This is a genomic window from Ruegeria sp. YKSE079 (assembly GCF_059612845.1).
This window is the reverse complement of sequence record NZ_JBXWRJ010000028.1, coordinates 17,090-31,416: the sequence shown is the minus strand read 5'-3', so window position 1 is coordinate 31,416 and position 14,327 is coordinate 17,090. Positions and strand designations below refer to the sequence as shown.

15 protein-coding genes and 1 pseudogene are annotated in these 14,327 nt (G+C 61.4%); 11 read left to right on the top strand and 5 right to left on the bottom strand.

The features are described 5' to 3' along the window. Positions 1 to 106: 106 nt before the first annotated feature. From acpS to recO (AC2FMY_RS19930), 10 genes and pseudogenes are all read left to right on the top strand, one after another. Positions 107 to 526 (top strand): holo-ACP synthase, encoded by a 420-nt coding sequence (gene acpS, locus AC2FMY_RS19975; protein ID WP_480752052.1) that lies wholly within the window; start codon positions 107 to 109, stop codon positions 524 to 526. Between the two features lie 58 nt (positions 527 to 584). After that, a complete protein-coding gene (gene lepB / locus AC2FMY_RS19970) occupies positions 585 to 1,421 on the top strand; it encodes a signal peptidase I (protein WP_480752051.1) in 837 nt (278 codons plus the stop codon). Next, positions 1,418 to 2,101, top strand: a complete 684-nt coding sequence (gene rnc, locus AC2FMY_RS19965) for a ribonuclease III (protein ID WP_496807944.1) — start codon at positions 1,418 to 1,420, stop codon at positions 2,099 to 2,101. The genes lepB and rnc overlap by 4 nt, the downstream gene beginning before the upstream one ends. Positions 2,102 to 2,296: 195 nt before the next feature. Then, positions 2,297 to 3,205 (top strand): GTPase Era, encoded by a 909-nt coding sequence (gene era / locus AC2FMY_RS19960; RefSeq protein ID WP_480752047.1) that lies wholly within the window; start codon positions 2,297 to 2,299, stop codon positions 3,203 to 3,205. Continuing rightward, a complete protein-coding gene (locus AC2FMY_RS19955; RefSeq protein ID WP_480752045.1) occupies positions 3,202 to 3,531 on the top strand; it encodes a DUF1491 family protein in 330 nt (109 codons plus the stop codon). The genes era and AC2FMY_RS19955 overlap by 4 nt, the downstream gene beginning before the upstream one ends. A gap of 173 nt (positions 3,532 to 3,704) precedes the next feature. Then, complete coding sequence (locus AC2FMY_RS19950) at positions 3,705 to 4,868, top strand: MFS transporter (RefSeq protein ID WP_496807955.1); 1,164 nt, start codon at positions 3,705 to 3,707, stop codon at positions 4,866 to 4,868. Positions 4,869 to 4,952: 84 nt separating this feature from the next. After that, complete coding sequence (locus tag AC2FMY_RS19945; RefSeq protein ID WP_496807943.1) at positions 4,953 to 5,810, top strand: hypothetical protein; 858 nt, start codon at positions 4,953 to 4,955, stop codon at positions 5,808 to 5,810. Positions 5,811 to 5,973: 163 nt separating this feature from the next. Then, a pseudogene (gene recO, locus AC2FMY_RS19940) lies at positions 5,974 to 6,129 on the top strand (DNA repair protein RecO); the annotation flags it as partial. A gap of 308 nt (positions 6,130 to 6,437) precedes the next feature. Continuing rightward, positions 6,438 to 6,917: a GNAT family N-acetyltransferase gene (locus AC2FMY_RS19935; RefSeq protein ID WP_496807954.1), complete on the top strand. Its 480-nt coding sequence runs from the start codon at positions 6,438 to 6,440 to the stop codon at positions 6,915 to 6,917. Between the two features lie 68 nt (positions 6,918 to 6,985). Further along, positions 6,986 to 7,711, top strand: coding sequence for a DNA repair protein RecO (recO, locus tag AC2FMY_RS19930; RefSeq protein ID WP_496748392.1), 726 nt, complete (start codon positions 6,986 to 6,988; stop codon positions 7,709 to 7,711). Here recO (AC2FMY_RS19930) and AC2FMY_RS19925 read toward each other — a convergent pair. The 3 genes from AC2FMY_RS19925 to AC2FMY_RS19915 form a co-directional block, all read right to left on the bottom strand. Then, complete coding sequence (locus tag AC2FMY_RS19925; RefSeq protein ID WP_496807942.1) at positions 7,695 to 8,087, bottom strand: META domain-containing protein; 393 nt, start codon at positions 8,085 to 8,087, stop codon at positions 7,695 to 7,697. The genes recO (AC2FMY_RS19930) and AC2FMY_RS19925 overlap by 17 nt on opposite strands. An 85-nt stretch (positions 8,088 to 8,172) precedes the next feature. Beyond that, positions 8,173 to 10,392: an adenylate/guanylate cyclase domain-containing protein gene (locus tag AC2FMY_RS19920; RefSeq protein WP_496748417.1), complete on the bottom strand. Its 2,220-nt coding sequence runs from the start codon at positions 10,390 to 10,392 to the stop codon at positions 8,173 to 8,175. Positions 10,393 to 10,591: 199 nt separating this feature from the next. Then, the gene (locus AC2FMY_RS19915) at positions 10,592 to 12,283 is read right to left on the bottom strand and encodes an acyl-CoA dehydrogenase family protein (protein ID WP_496807941.1); all 1,692 of its coding nucleotides are present in this window, start codon (positions 12,281 to 12,283) and stop codon (positions 10,592 to 10,594) included. A gap of 144 nt (positions 12,284 to 12,427) precedes the next feature. Here AC2FMY_RS19915 and AC2FMY_RS19910 point away from each other — a divergent pair, with 144 nt between their 5' ends. Next, positions 12,428 to 13,189, top strand: coding sequence for a sulfite exporter TauE/SafE family protein (locus AC2FMY_RS19910; RefSeq protein WP_496748415.1), 762 nt, complete (start codon positions 12,428 to 12,430; stop codon positions 13,187 to 13,189). A gap of 7 nt (positions 13,190 to 13,196) precedes the next feature. Here the strand turns inward: AC2FMY_RS19910 and AC2FMY_RS19905 are convergent, their stop codons facing one another. Next, the gene (locus AC2FMY_RS19905) at positions 13,197 to 13,739 is read right to left on the bottom strand and encodes a hypothetical protein (RefSeq protein ID WP_480752039.1); all 543 of its coding nucleotides are present in this window, start codon (positions 13,737 to 13,739) and stop codon (positions 13,197 to 13,199) included. A gap of 18 nt (positions 13,740 to 13,757) precedes the next feature. After that, complete coding sequence (locus AC2FMY_RS19900; protein ID WP_480752037.1) at positions 13,758 to 14,051, bottom strand: hypothetical protein; 294 nt, start codon at positions 14,049 to 14,051, stop codon at positions 13,758 to 13,760. Positions 14,052 to 14,327: the final 276 nt, after the last annotated feature.

Here is a 14,327-nt window from a genome sequence, read left to right as displayed (position 1 = left end):
GTTGGTCATGCCTGTGACCGGAGTGTAGCACAGATAATTCCCGGCATCTGCTTGCCATATGGGGTCGTTTGGCGTTGATTGTGCCGACAGATTCCAGGGGGACCGCATGATTTTGGGAATTGGCACCGATCTCGCCAATATCGACCGCATCCAGCGAACGCTCGACCGGTTCGGCGATCGGTTCCGTGATCGCGTGTTCACCGAGACCGAACAGACCAAGGCCGAACGCCGCGCCGATACCGCCGGCACATATGCCAAGCGCTGGGCCGCGAAAGAGGCGTGTTCCAAGGCGCTGGGCACCGGTCTGCGCATGGGCATCGCCTGGAAGGACATGGCGGTGACGAACCTCCGCTCGGGTCAGCCGGTCATGCACGTCACCGGCTGGGCGGCGGAGAGGCTCAGGGAAATGACGCCCGCAGGCCACGAGGCGATCATCCACGTAACCCTGACCGACGATCACCCCTGGGCGCAGGCCTTTGTGGTGATCGAGGCGCGGCCCCGTCACGAAGCCGCCGCGCGGCCTTGACTCGGCCCCACCGGCCCCGCATGTAGCACCCAATCAGACAAGGACTGGAGAGAGCAGTATGGCCGAGAAAGCCAAAACCGGCGGCGCCCTGTGGGAGACGATCAAGACCATCGTCTATGCCCTGTTGATCGCGGGCGTCTTCCGCACCCTGTTCTTTCAGCCATTCTGGATTCCATCCGGTTCGATGAAACAGACGCTGCTGATCGGCGATTTCCTGTTCGTCAACAAGATGGCCTATGGTTATTCCTACGCCTCATGTCCCAGCCTGATCCTGCCCCGTTTCGGCATCAACATAGATGCCGATGATATCTGCGGCTGGATGAAGGGCGACAATACCCGCATCCTGGGCGGCGAACCGGAACGCGGCGACGTGATCGTCTTTCGCCACCCGGTTTCGGGACGCGACTATATCAAGCGCCTGATTGGTCTGCCCGGTGACAAGATCCAGGTGCGCGATGGCGTCCTGATCATCAATGGCACGCCGGTCAAGCTGCAGGATGACGGCGTGTTCGAAGAAATCGAAGCACCTCAGGGGCCGCAGGGCCTGCGCCCGCGCTGCGAAAACGGGCCGGTCGGCACCGGCGGCATCTGCATCAAGTCACGCAAGATCGAAACCCTGCCGAACGGCGTGTCGCACACGATCCTGAATATCGGCGACCAGTCCTCGGATCACACCGGCATCTACGCAGTGCCCGAAGGCCACTATTTCTTCATGGGCGACAACCGCGACAATTCCAGCGACAGCCGCCTGCCGCAATCCGCCGGCGGCGTGGGGTTCGTGCCCTATGAAAACCTGATCGGGCGCGCCGACCGGATCATGTTCTCGTCCGCGGGCCGCTCGATGCTGTTCTTCTGGACATGGCGCGGCGACCGGTTCTTCGAAGGCGTTCAGTGAAACTGTCAACCGAAATAAAGGCCTTCGAACAGCGCATCGGCCACCGGTTCGAACGTCCCGAGCTTTTGCTGCGTGCGCTTACGCACGGCTCGGTCTCGGCGCCGACCCGTCCCGACAACCAGCGGCTCGAGTTTCTGGGTGACCGGGTGCTGGGTCTGGTGATGGCAACCGCGCTGCTGGAGGCGGACAAGACCGCGGCCGAAGGCCAGCTGGCCCCCCGTTTCAACGCGCTGGTGCGCAAGGAAACCTGCGCCGATGTCGCCCGCCAGGTCGATCTGGGCGCGGTGCTGAAACTCGGACGCTCCGAGATGCTGTCGGGCGGGCGGCGCAAGCAGGCTCTGCTGGGCGACGCGATGGAAGCGGTCATTGCCGCCGTCTATCGCGATGCCGGGTTCGAAGCCGCCCGAGACGTCATCCTAGCCCTCTGGGGCGACCGTATCCACAAGGTCGAGGCCGACGCCCGCGACGCCAAAACCGCGCTTCAGGAATGGGCCCAGGCGCGCGGCCAGAAACCACCCAGTTATGTCGAGGTCAAACGCAGCGGGCCCGATCACGCACCGGTCTTCACCATCGCCGCCCGGCTGCAGGACGGAACCGAAGCGCAGGCCACAGCGGGTTCGAAACGCCAGGCCGAACAGGCCGCGGCCAAGGCGTTGCTGGATCGCCTGAGCCAGTCGTGAAGTTGGGCGCCTCCGGCGCGCTCTTTTTGATTTTCGATTGAGGGACGCTGTCCCTCAAAATACCCCGGGGTGAATTGCCCGCAGGTCAAGAGGGGCAGCGCCCCTTTTTCTTTGCAGTCGCGCGGCGCGAATCCCTCTGGTCCGCCACGGCAAACTCCTGTAGGGGTGCGGCCCTGCTAGCAGGATAGAAAACTGATGACCACACGCGCCGGATTTGTTGCCCTGATCGGTGAGCCCAACGCGGGCAAGTCCACTTTGTTGAACCGCATGGTCGGGGCCAAGGTCTCGATCGTGACGCACAAGGTTCAGACCACCCGCGCCCGCATTCGCGGCGTCGCGATGGAGGGCGAGGCGCAGCTTGTCTTTGTCGACACGCCAGGTCTGTTCAAGCCGCGCCGTCGGCTCGACCGCGCGATGGTCGCGGCCGCCTGGGGCGGGGCAGCGGATGCCGATATCGTCGTGCTGATGGTCGAGGCCCATCGCGGCATCACCGAAGGGGTGGAGCGCATTCTGGAGGGTCTGGGCGAGATCGGCCAGGGCCGCAAGGTCGCGCTGGCAATCAACAAGATCGACAAGGTGCAATCGGACGTGCTGTTGGGCCTGACCAAGGATCTGAACGACCGTTATCCCTTTGCCAAGACTTTCATGATCTCGGCCGAGCGCGGGTATGGCGTCGAGGATCTGCGCAAATGGCTGGCCCAGCAGCTGCCCGAAGGCCCGTGGCTGTATCCCGAAGATCAGATCGCCGATCTGCCGATGCGCATGATCGCCGCCGAAATGACGCGTGAAAAGCTGACCCTGCGCCTGCATCAGGAACTGCCCTATCAACTGACGGTCGAGACGGAAAGCTGGCAGGAACGCAAGGATGGCTCGGCCAGAATCGATCAGGTCATCTATGTCATGCGCGACGGTCACAAGGGCATCGTTCTGGGCAAGAAGGGCGAGACGATCAAGGCCGTCAGTCAGGCCGCGCGGGCGGAACTGGAAGAGTTCCTCGACCGCAAGATCCACCTGTTCCTGCAAGTGAAAGTCCGGCCCAACTGGCTTGAGGAATCCGAGCGCTATTCGGAAATGGGTCTGGATTTCAAAGACGGCAACGCATGACCCGCCTGACCGCCGATTTCTGGGTTCACGCCTATCTGGCGCGGCTCCGGTTTTTGGAAATCCCCGCCTTTGTCGTGGCCCATGGCGATGACACCGCGGGCGCGGTTCTGGTCAAGCTCAACACGCTCGACGGGCAGGCCACCGCCTTTCAACGCAGCTTTGATCTGATGAGCGGCGAACGCACATGGGTCGAACTGTCCTCTGGTCCCGAGGGCGACGTGGATCACGCCATCCAGCGCCAGCGCAGCTTTGACCCCGACCTCTGGGTGATCGAGGTCGAAGACCGGCAAGGCCGGCACCTGCTGGGCGAAGAGGGGTTGGAGTAGCGGGCCAGATGAATGTCGGTTTTGAGCCCGAAGCGGACCCATGGGCTCTTAGCTTCAATCGTGCACAAGGCCAAAACGCTTGCATGCTTCTCGACTTTGGACTTAGCGTCGCTGAGGTGCGCCGCAGATAACTTCACATCGCATCGTTGTCTTGGAGGATTCCTCTCGTGCCGATGCGATGGGTCATTCTGATTGTGCTGTTCCTTGCCCGAACGGTCATGGCCATCCAGTTCCAGTCCGTGGCGGCACTGTCTCCGTTCATCATGGACAGCCTCGCGATAACGCTCACGGAGATAGGGATCCTGATCGGTCTCTATTCGGGACCCGGAATCATTGTCGCGGTTGCAGGCGGTGCGGTTGCAAGCTGGTTTGGTGACAAGCGGACAGTCACCGCAAGTCTGGTGCTGATGGTCGTCGGCGCGGTGATATTCACGACAACGACGACCCTTGCATGGGCTGTTGCAGGTCGGATCATCTCAGCCGTCGGTGGGCTGGTTCTTAACGTTCTGATGACCAAGATGGTGATCGATTGGTTCGACGGGAGGAATGTTTCAACGGCTCTGGCGATCTTCATCAGTTCCTGGCCTGTCGGGATCGCGCTTGGTCTGCTTGTATTGCCGCCAATCGCCGCCAATGCCGATTTGTGGACGGCCTGGACCGCGCTGACGATCCTCACCGTGGCGGCCCTTCTGCTCTTCGCCGTCGTCTACAAGGTACCGCCCGGCGCGGTACCCGGCAACGCGCGGATCAGGTTTTCCGCTCTGCCGTGGACGCCACTGGCCTGCGCGGCGGTTCTGTGGGGCCTCTATAATTGCGCATTCTCGATGATCTTCAGCTTCGGCGCCCTTGTTCTCGCAGAGCGCGGCATGCCGGTCATAGCTGCTAGTTCCGCGGTCAGCTTTTACATCATTGCGGCCACGACATCGATTCCGGTCGGCGGATGGCTGGCGGATCGAACCGGACAGCCCAATCGGATCATCCTCGTAAGTCTGGTTGGCGGCATGCTCGTCTTTCCGGCAGTTCTTTATCTGCCAAACAGCTTCTTGCTTGCCGCACTCGTGCTGGGCGGCCTCCTGGCCGGGCTGGCGCCCGGGCCCGTGGTCTCCATGCCCGGCCTTATCCTTGCGCCCGACATTCGTGCCTTCGGGACCGGCGTTTTCTACTCCATCTACTATGTGCTGATGATGATCGCCCCGGCCTTGGCGGGTGCCCTTGCGGATTACGTCGGCGATGTAAGCGTCGCCTTCGTTCTGGGTTCCGGCATGATGCTGCTCGCGATCCTCGCGCATTGGGCGTTTCGGCAGACAGCCTCTCCCCCGCAGGTCGCGGGATCATGATCCGGCCATCGCGAAGAGAGAAGACAAGACCGACTGGCTCACTGGACTGGCTCGTGCAATGACAGAGGCCGAGGAAAGGCTATGATGGACCGTAGCTTTGCCGAGACCGAGAATGGCAAGATACTGGCCGGGATGGCCCGAAACTGTCGCATGATCTTTTTCACCGGGCTGCCAGCGTCCGGCAAATCGTTCTTTCTCCGCGCACTGATCTCGATGGCTGGGGCTACCGGACGCCGCGTCCATCTGATGCGCTGGGATGCGGGCTTGGCGTCGTTTCAGACGGATGACATCCTCGCACGCTACCCGGATGTCGCCGACGGAAGCCACCCGATCGTCCGAAAGGCCGCCGGATTATGGGGACGGCAGGCCGTCGCGCGCTGGCTGGACATGCATCCGGATCACGCGGACCTTCTTGTCGGGGAGGTCCCCATCGTTGGAAACAGGTTTTCCGAGTTGGTGAAAGTGCTTCCCGACGCGGTCGAGGCAGGCTTGGCCTCGCCGGAGACGGCTTTTGTTTATTCGGTGCCGACCGCAGAGATGCGGGGAAAGCTGGAAGCTCTTCGGAGAGAAACCTTCGCGAACCCAAAGCACCCGGACGAGGCCAAGGATGCTCCACCCGCCACCATGGACCTGGCCTGGAAACTGACTTGCACGAAGTCCATCGAACTCGGGCTGGTCCCATCGGCGGAAAGCGAAAGCACGCCCGCATATGACGCGGCATTGTACCGCCGATTCTTCGTCCATCTGCTGCAGCACCGGAATGCTCGGGCGCTGGACGTGGACATGTTCTATGCAAACAGCGGATCGGCCCACGACATTCAGGGGGGCGTCTCGGAAATCTTCGCGACGCCCGGAGAAGTCGAGCAAGCGATAGCAGAAATCGAAGCTGTCATGGACCCCGACGCCGCCGCCCGAGCGGTCGAAAACTGGTATCGACTGTGATCGGCCTGCGGTGGCGGCTTTGTCCGCTTAGATCACTAGCCCCCTGTCGTCGGACCAAGCGATTCACGTATCTTTCCGCGTTAGATGCGCAAAACCATTGCAGAACGGAACCCTTCGCGATTTTCTGGGAACACCACAGCTTATTCACCGACAAGACCCCGAATTGGACTGGCGCGATCACGGCATCCTATTGACCTCTCGCCGCCACGGCGAAACCTCGGCGATTGTCGAGGTCTTTACCGAATCCCACGGGCGTCATGCCGGTGTGGTGCAGGGCGGGACCAGCCGCAAGATCGCACCGATCCTGCAACCCGGCGCGGCCGAGCAACCGATCAACTGCGCCACCGCCCAGGGCGACATTCGCGCGCTCAATTCCGAGCTTGATCATGTCAACAAACAGCAGGCGCTCGACATTGCCGCCGTCACGCCCGCAGGCGCACTGATCGGGCTTGTGGCCGGCACCGAAAAAAAGCGCTTTGAAATGCTGACCGGCGAATATCAGCAAAGGCTCGAGGCGCGGATCGCGGCGATCAATAAAAAGTGCAAATGATGCCTATGTGATTTGCCGTGGCCGGTGTAATGGGGCACGGCAGGTTTCATTCCCTGTTCACCGGCACCGGGTTCCTGATGGCGCGCGAAAAACCGATTTCATTTGCAAGGCTCACCGAGGTTCCGCTCGGCGACATCGTGGCGCATATGTCCGATCCCCGCATGGCCGAACACATGCCGTTGCTGACATTTGCCTGGGATGACGCAGTGGCGCGGGAATTCGTCACCACCAAAGAGGCCTGCTGGCAGCGCGACGGGCTGGGGCATTGGGCGATCCTGCTGGACGGGGCCTATGCCGGCTGGGGCGGATTTCAGAAAGAAGAAGGGGAGTGGGATTTCGGCCTGGTGCTCAAGCCCGACCGTTTCGGGCTTGGCCTTGCGATCACGGCCAGAATGCTCGCCTTTGCCCGGCATGACCCGCGCATTCCCCATGTCACCTTCCTGCTGCCGCCCTCGCGGCGGCACCTTGGCGCGCTGCGGCGGTTGGGTGCGGAATATGTGGGAGAGGTCGACCATGCCGGCGCCCGGTTCCGCAAGTTCCGGCTGGACACCGACTGAACCGGTCCCTTGCCGCGCCGAGGCGTTTGAGGGCAAGGTGGCGGCGACGGCAATGGCAGGGATGGGCGATGGACTGGCGGGATCACGGCATATTGCTGAGCACGCGCCGCCATGGCGAGACCTCGGCCATCATCGAGGTCTTCACCGAAACCCATGGCCGTCACGCGGGCGTGGTGCGGGGCGGCGCCAGCCGCAAGATCGCCCCCATCCTGCAACCCGGCGCCCAGCTGGATGTTACCTGGCGCGCCCGGCTTCAGGAGCATCTGGGCGCCTTCCATGTCGAACCCCTGCGCTCGCGCGCGGCGGCGGCGTTCTCAGGACGTCTGCCGCTGGCGGGGCTGAACGCGGTGGTGGCGCTGCTCTCGTTCTGCCTGCCCGAACGCGAACCGCACCCCGGCCTCTACAAACACTCGGAACAGCTGATGGACCTGCTGGGTCAGGATGAGGTCTGGCCGCTGGCCTATCTGCGCTGGGAGCTGGCGCTGCTCAAGGAGCTGGGCTTCGGCCTCGATCTTGGCCGCTGCGCGGTGACCGGCGCGACCGAGGGGCTGGTCTATGTCTCGCCGAAATCGGGTCGCGCGGTGACCGCGCAGGGGGCGGGCGAATGGGCCGACCGCATGCTGCCGCTGCCGCCCTGCCTGCGCGGGCAGGGGCCGTCGCCCGATGCCGAGGTGGCGCAGGCGCTGACAACAACCGGGCATTTCTTCGAACACCGCGTTGCGCCCGCGTTGGGCCATCACCCCCTGCCCGAGGCGCGCTCCCGCTTTGTCGATCTCTTCACTCGGTCGCTGTGAACACCATCTCGTGCCCCGCATCGTTGCGCAGGATCAGCACCTCGCCCGACACCTCCGACAGGGTCATCGCCATCAGCGCCGCGAAATAGGTGCCCTCGGCCTCAAGGTCCGGGCAGGCCTTGCGCGTCGCCGCGATATCGCGCACCTCGAACCAGGGATAGGGCGCATCCAGCACGCCGGAATAGGCGTTGCAGGGGGCCTGACCGGCAACCTTTCCCGGTTCGGGAAAGGTCAGCGTCGCCGTGGCGGCAAAAACCTCGCCGTCGATTTCCTGCAACCCCCATGTCCGGTCCGCCGCACCATAGGCGGCAACGGATTCGTCACGCTGGCACTGCCAAAGCCCCAGCAAGGGAAAAATCAGGACAAGACGCAGCATATACCCTCCTCTTGCGCATCGGCCCCCCAGGCAGAACCAGCAATCCGCGATCGGGTCAAGGCCGGCGACCTGCCGGAACCAGCCCTCATTCCGCCAGATCGCCCTCGATCTGTTCGATCGCCCGGGCCGCGACCCGGCCGGACAAAGACGTATCGACATGCGCCGCCAATGCGGGCAGCGCGGGGGCCGCCGCCGCGCCGATCTGACCCAGCGTTGCCGCCGCTTCCTTGCGCACAAAAACCGAAGGGCCTTCCAGCAGCTTGATCAGTTCGGGAACGGCAGGCGCGGCATCCGCGCCGAAAAGCGCCAGCGCCCGGGCCGCCGACCGCTGCTCGCGCGCGTCCCCGCGCGCCAGATCCGCCTTGAGGCTTGCAACCGTTGTGCCCACGGGCAAGGCCGCCAGTCGCAACCCATCGGTCAGACGCTGATTCAGATGGCGGTCATTCCCGTCCCAGCGCACAACAAAGAAATACTCATTCACGGCTTCTTCGAGAGCGCCCGCATTTTCCCCCGTCTGCCAACGGTCGATCATCGCACGGCCCGCGCGCCGGTCGCCGTTCAGCGCCAGGAGCGAGGCCGCCAGCGGCATCAGCTCCTTGGCTTGCGGGTTGCGCTCCAACTCGGCACGCAGCACCTCGCTGGCCTGATCAAGATCACCCATCGCATAAAGCGCCGCCGCCTCAAGCAGCACATAATGGCTGGGATGTTCGGGATCGAGGCGCATCGCCGCCTGCACAAAGGCCAACCCTTCTTCGGGCTTGCCCGCCGCAATCATCGCCCAGCCCATGGCCAGATGCGCCTCGGGGTCGCTGGGTTGCAGCGCGATGGCCTTTGCCGCCTCCTGCCGCGCTTCGTCCACGCCCCGCCCGGTGCCATCGGCGTTGCCCCAGTCGCGCAAGTTCAGGCTGACCATGGCACGGATGACATGGATCAACGAAGTCTCGCGTTTCGAGGTTTCCTGCAGGTACTTGTAGAACAACCCGATATGAAGCTGATCCCGGTCACTGGTGAATGCGTTCCAGTGGTGAAAGATATGCGGGCGCAGATGCGCCAGCGCCAAGGCCGCCCAGGCGCGCGCATAATCCGGGTCCAGCGCGACCGCCTGTTCGAAATGCGGTATCGCGGCCAGATTGTCGCGTTCGTTAAAGCGTGAATACAGCTCCCAGCCCCGCTGAAACGCCTCCCGTGCCGCAACGGTTTCCGTCTCGACCTTTTGGATCGTCGCCTGCTCCTGCGCATCCAGCGACACGTCCAGCGCCTCAGCAATCGCCAGCACGACACGCTTTTGCACGGCGAAAATATCCTCCCCCTCGCCGTCGAAACGCTCGGCCCACAGCAGCCGCCCGTTTGACGTGTCGGTCAGGCGGATATTGACCCGAAAAGTCTCGCCGGTGCGCCGCAAACTGCCATCGACCACATATCTGACACCCAGTTCCTCGGCAAAACGCGCAATGTCGATATCCCGGTCCCGATAGGCGAACGAGGTATTTCCCGCGATCACGAACAGGCCTGATATCCGGGACAGATCGGTGATCAGGTCTTCGGATATGCCGTCCACCAGCATCTCGTTCGCACGGTCTTCGGAATAGTTGGAAATCGGCAGCACCGCGACCGAGGGCAGGTCGGGTAACGGAAAGGCCATGCGCGTTTCCGAGGCGCGCAACTGGTTCGAGGTCCACGGGGCGGCCCAATAGACGCCTGCCGCCACAAGCGCCACAATGATCAGTGCCGCCGCAATCATTCTCGCCCGGCTTTTCGGTTTCCTTGCAATTTCCAGCGCGTCGGATACGACCCGGAACGCCTCGACCGGCTCGGTGATGTTCTTGACCTTTTGCGGTCCCATCGGAACAAAGCCCGCCGTTACATTTGCGCGCGCATAGGTAACCACCGCCTGCGAGGCGACGATGCCCCCCGGTTCCGCCAGCGCCTCCAGCCGCGCGGCGACATTCACCCCGTCGCCCAGGATGTCATCCCCGTTCGAAACCACATCGCCCACGTTCAGGCCGATGCGCAGCGCGATGGCGCGATCCGGGTCCTGAGCGGCGTTGCGGTCTTTCAGGCGGGTCTGAATTTCCACCGCCGCGCGAACGGAATCGACGGCGCTGCGGAACTCGATCAGGAAACTGTCGCCGGCGGTATTGGCGATCCGCCCGCCATGTTGATCAACCAGCGGCTCGATCACCTCATTGCGTAGCCTGCGCAACGCGGCGATGGTGCCCTCCTCATCGACGCCGACCAGACGGGAATACCCCGCCACATCAGCGGCCAGGATCGCCGCCAGGCGCCGGTTTGAGCTGTTCTCCATGAGGTCGAAGGTTAACAGTTTCGAAATATCGTGGGAACCGGTTTCCCGTGCATCAGGGCACGTATCGCGCTCAAAGTCTTGTACAAAATGAACAACAGGGGGTCACGGACCGGTACATTTCGCACAGTTCGAAGGTACATCAACAAAAGACCCGGCACGAGGCCGGGTCGAGTTGGGGAATGAGGTAAACTCCCGAGGGTCATCCAAGCAGGCGACGTGCAATCACCTGCGCTTGAATTTCTGCAGCGCCTTCAAAGATGTTCAGAATACGCGCATCGCACAACACGCGGCTGATCTTGTATTCCAGCGCAAACCCGTTGCCGCCATGAATCTGCAGCCCGTTATCCGCCGCGGCCCAGGCCACCCGAGCGCCAAGCAGCTTGGCCATCCCGGCCTCAAGGTCGCAGCGGCGGTCATGATCTTTTTCCCAGGCAGAGAAATAGGTTAGCTGCCGCGCGATCATGATCTCGACCGCCATCATCGCCAGTTTTCCCGACACACGCGGGAAGTTGATCAGCGCTTTTCCGAACTGCTTGCGCTCAAGCGCGTATTGCATGGCGATATCCAGCGCCGACTGGGCCACGCCGATGGCGCGGGCCGCGGTCTGGATGCGGGCAGACTCGAAAGTTTGCATCAACTGCTTGAAACCCTTGCCTTCTTCGCCGCCAAGCAGGTTCTCGCCCTTGACGTGAAAGCCGTCGAAACCCAGCTCGTACTCCTTCATCCCGCGATAGCCCAACACCTCGATCTCCCCGCCGGTCATACCCGGTGTGGGGAAGGGGTTTTCGTCGGTTCCGGGGGTCTTCTCGGCCAGAAACATCGACAATCCGCGATGATCCGTCGTGTTCGGATCGGTGCGCGCCAACAGCGTCATCACATGGGTCCGCGCCGCATGAGTGATCCATGTTTTATTGCCGGTGATCTTGTAATCGCCGTTCTCGTCCCGAACCGCGCGGGTGCGCAGCGATCCCAGATCGGACCCGGTATTGGGTTCGGTGAACACCGCCGTCGGCAGGATTTCGGCACTTGCGATCTTCGGCAGCCAGTTTGCCTTCTGCTCGTCCGTACCACCCGCGATAATCAGCTCGGCGGCGATCTCGGACCGCGTGCCCAGCGAGCCAACGCCGATATAGCCCCGCGACAGCTCCTCGGACACCACGCACATCGACGCCTTGCTCAACCCGAAGCCGCCGAATTCTTCGGGAATGGTCAGGCCGAAAACGCCCATTTCGGCCAATTCTTCAATGATTTCAATGGGGATAAGCTCATCTTTGAGATGCCAGTCATGCGCGTTCGGTTCCACATTTTCCTGTGCATAGCGGCGGAACTGGTCACGGATCATTTCCAGCTCTTCTTCCAGCCCCGATGCCCCGAACATGGTGGCGCCAGCCTGTGCCTCCATCAATTCGACCAGACGCGTGCGCGCAGCCTGGCTGTTGCCTGCGCGCATCAGGGTCTGAACCTCTTCGCACTGAAAGCCGGACAAAGCGTCCCAGCCCAGGCCAAGCTCCTGCAATCGCACGACTTCGCCCTGGTTCATCGGGATGCCGCCCGCGATCTGGTGGAGGTATTCGCCGAACGCGATCTGGTGGATCAACTGCTCCATCTCGCCGAACTTGCCGTCGGCCTCCAGCTCTTCGGCCCAACGCTGCATCTGTCGCAGCGACTGGTGATAGGTTGCCATCCACGACAAGCCATGCGCGGCGGTCTGGTTCGCTTCGATCAATGCACCCGAGATCTTGCCATCCGATGTCACCATGGCGCGCACCGATTCCAGCGCACGGGTGAACACGGCTTCGACCGGGGCAAGCGCCGCGCCGGTCAGCCGCAAAAGGTCGGGCAAAATTGCGGTATTGGTCATTGTCGTCACGTCCTGTCCGTCATGGGCCATGAATCACGTCCTCTTTTCGTTGCTTGGTCATATCATTTCGCACATGCAGCGCAACAAAAATACACAATTACACCTGAAAAAGTTCGAAAATTACGCAGTGATTTTTGCAGTGCAGAGAAAATCGCGGTGTTATCAAGGGGCATGATGGACCTGATTCTTCTAACGCCAGAAAATCTGGCACTGGCTTGTGCGATTGCCGTGTTGGCAGGGCTGGTCAAGGGTATGGTGGGGTTTGCCATGCCGATGATCCTGGTTTCCGGATTGAGCATGATACTGCCACCGGATCTCGCGTTGGCCGGATTGATCCTGCCGACCCTGGTCACGAATGTGATGCAGGCCTTGTGGCAAGGGGCAAGCGCCGCAGTTGCCACGACAAAGAAATTCAGGGTGTTCCTGATCGTTGGATTGGTTTGTCTGCTAATCAGCGCGCAACTGGTTGCGCGGGTTCCGGCGTCAACCTTTCTTGTGATGATCGGCGTGTCAGTTTGTTTCTTTGTGCTGATCCAATTGTTGGGCATATCCCTCACGCTCAAGCGGGACACGCCCCGGGGGCAGGCGGTGGCAGGCGCGGTCGCGGGGGCAATTGGCGGGATGTCTGGCGTGTGGGGGCCGCCCACGGTGGCATATCTGACGGCATTGAACACGCCAAAACGTGATCAGATCCGGATTCAAGGGGTTATCTATGGATTGGGCGCTCTGGCACTGCTTGGCGCGCATTTCGGTTCCGGGATATTGCGCAAGGATACGATTGGTCTGTCCATGGCTTTGATCGTTCCTGCCGTGTTGGGAATGTGGATCGGGATGAGGCTGCATGACCGCATCGATCAGGCCACTTTTCGCAAGGTGACGTTGCTTGTTCTTCTGGTTGCCGGACTGAACCTTTTGCGCCGGGGGCTGTTGGGATGAAACTGGCCTAGCGTGTTCGGTTCTGAAGACGAAAGACGAAAAGCAAGCCGAGCATTAGAAAGAACAGCCCAAAGACATCTCCGATCAAAAAGGCGACGTATTCGACGGGAGTGCTGCCGAATGCCATGTTCGTCAGCAAAGACGAAAGAACCGAAGTCGTCACTCCCGCCGCCATGACGCAGATCCAACAGGCCGGCCGCGCGGGATCAGGATAAATGTCCCAACCGAGCGCCTTGAAGAATTGGAACATCAGTGGCGCGGCTGAGACTGCGACCAGTATGGCCCAGATGCGGCTGAGCATGAATACGTCGGTTCCGCCCAGATACACGAACACCACTAGAACACCGGGAAACAGGGCTGGAATTGCGCGCCACTTCAGCATCCAGGCTGTAAGTACTTTGACACCATGCGGCAGGAACAGCAGGCTTGCCCGGCTCGGATAGTCCGGAAAGAAGATGTTCTGCAGAGGCATTAGAAATTCGAACGTCACGATGGCGGCTGCGACATAGGCGAGCGAGGCAGTAACCGTTTCTTGGACCGAAATACGCAACCTACTATCGGAAAGAGTTTATTGTCGTGGCGCGTGCACGACGTACCGACCCCGGTTCGTGGTTTCGCACTGCGAAAGATACCCTTTCTCTACCAGAGATTTCAGGGCCCGAAAAAAAGTCGGGCGCGAGATGGATTGTACAAGGGCATGCCCGATTAATCCGTTCGTGCGGACTTCTTCCCCGGCCTTCGACAACTCTCCGGCGGCGTAATAGATGTCGCGTTCGATCGGAGACAACTCTTCTAGCCCCAGTGTCTGTTCCATGCTTTGCATCAGCTTGCGGAGTTCAGCGAGTTTCGAGACTTCGAGCATTCGGTCTAGTATCCTGGTTGCTTACTTTTTTAGCGCTTTAGCGGAATCGATGCGCGCGGTTACGTTTTTTTGGCCCTCAGGGATTGTCTCATATTGACACAAATCACGTTGTTCACTTTGGTTAAGGTCTGATTAGGCTGCCGATATCGCGAGAATGAGTGAGTGGCGCATTCGCAGCCCCAAGGTACTTTCAGTCAAGGCCCGGCGCAATTGTGCCGGGCCTATTTTTTTCACGGCACGCGAAATTTTGATCGCCAGTGAAGATCACGATTTCGC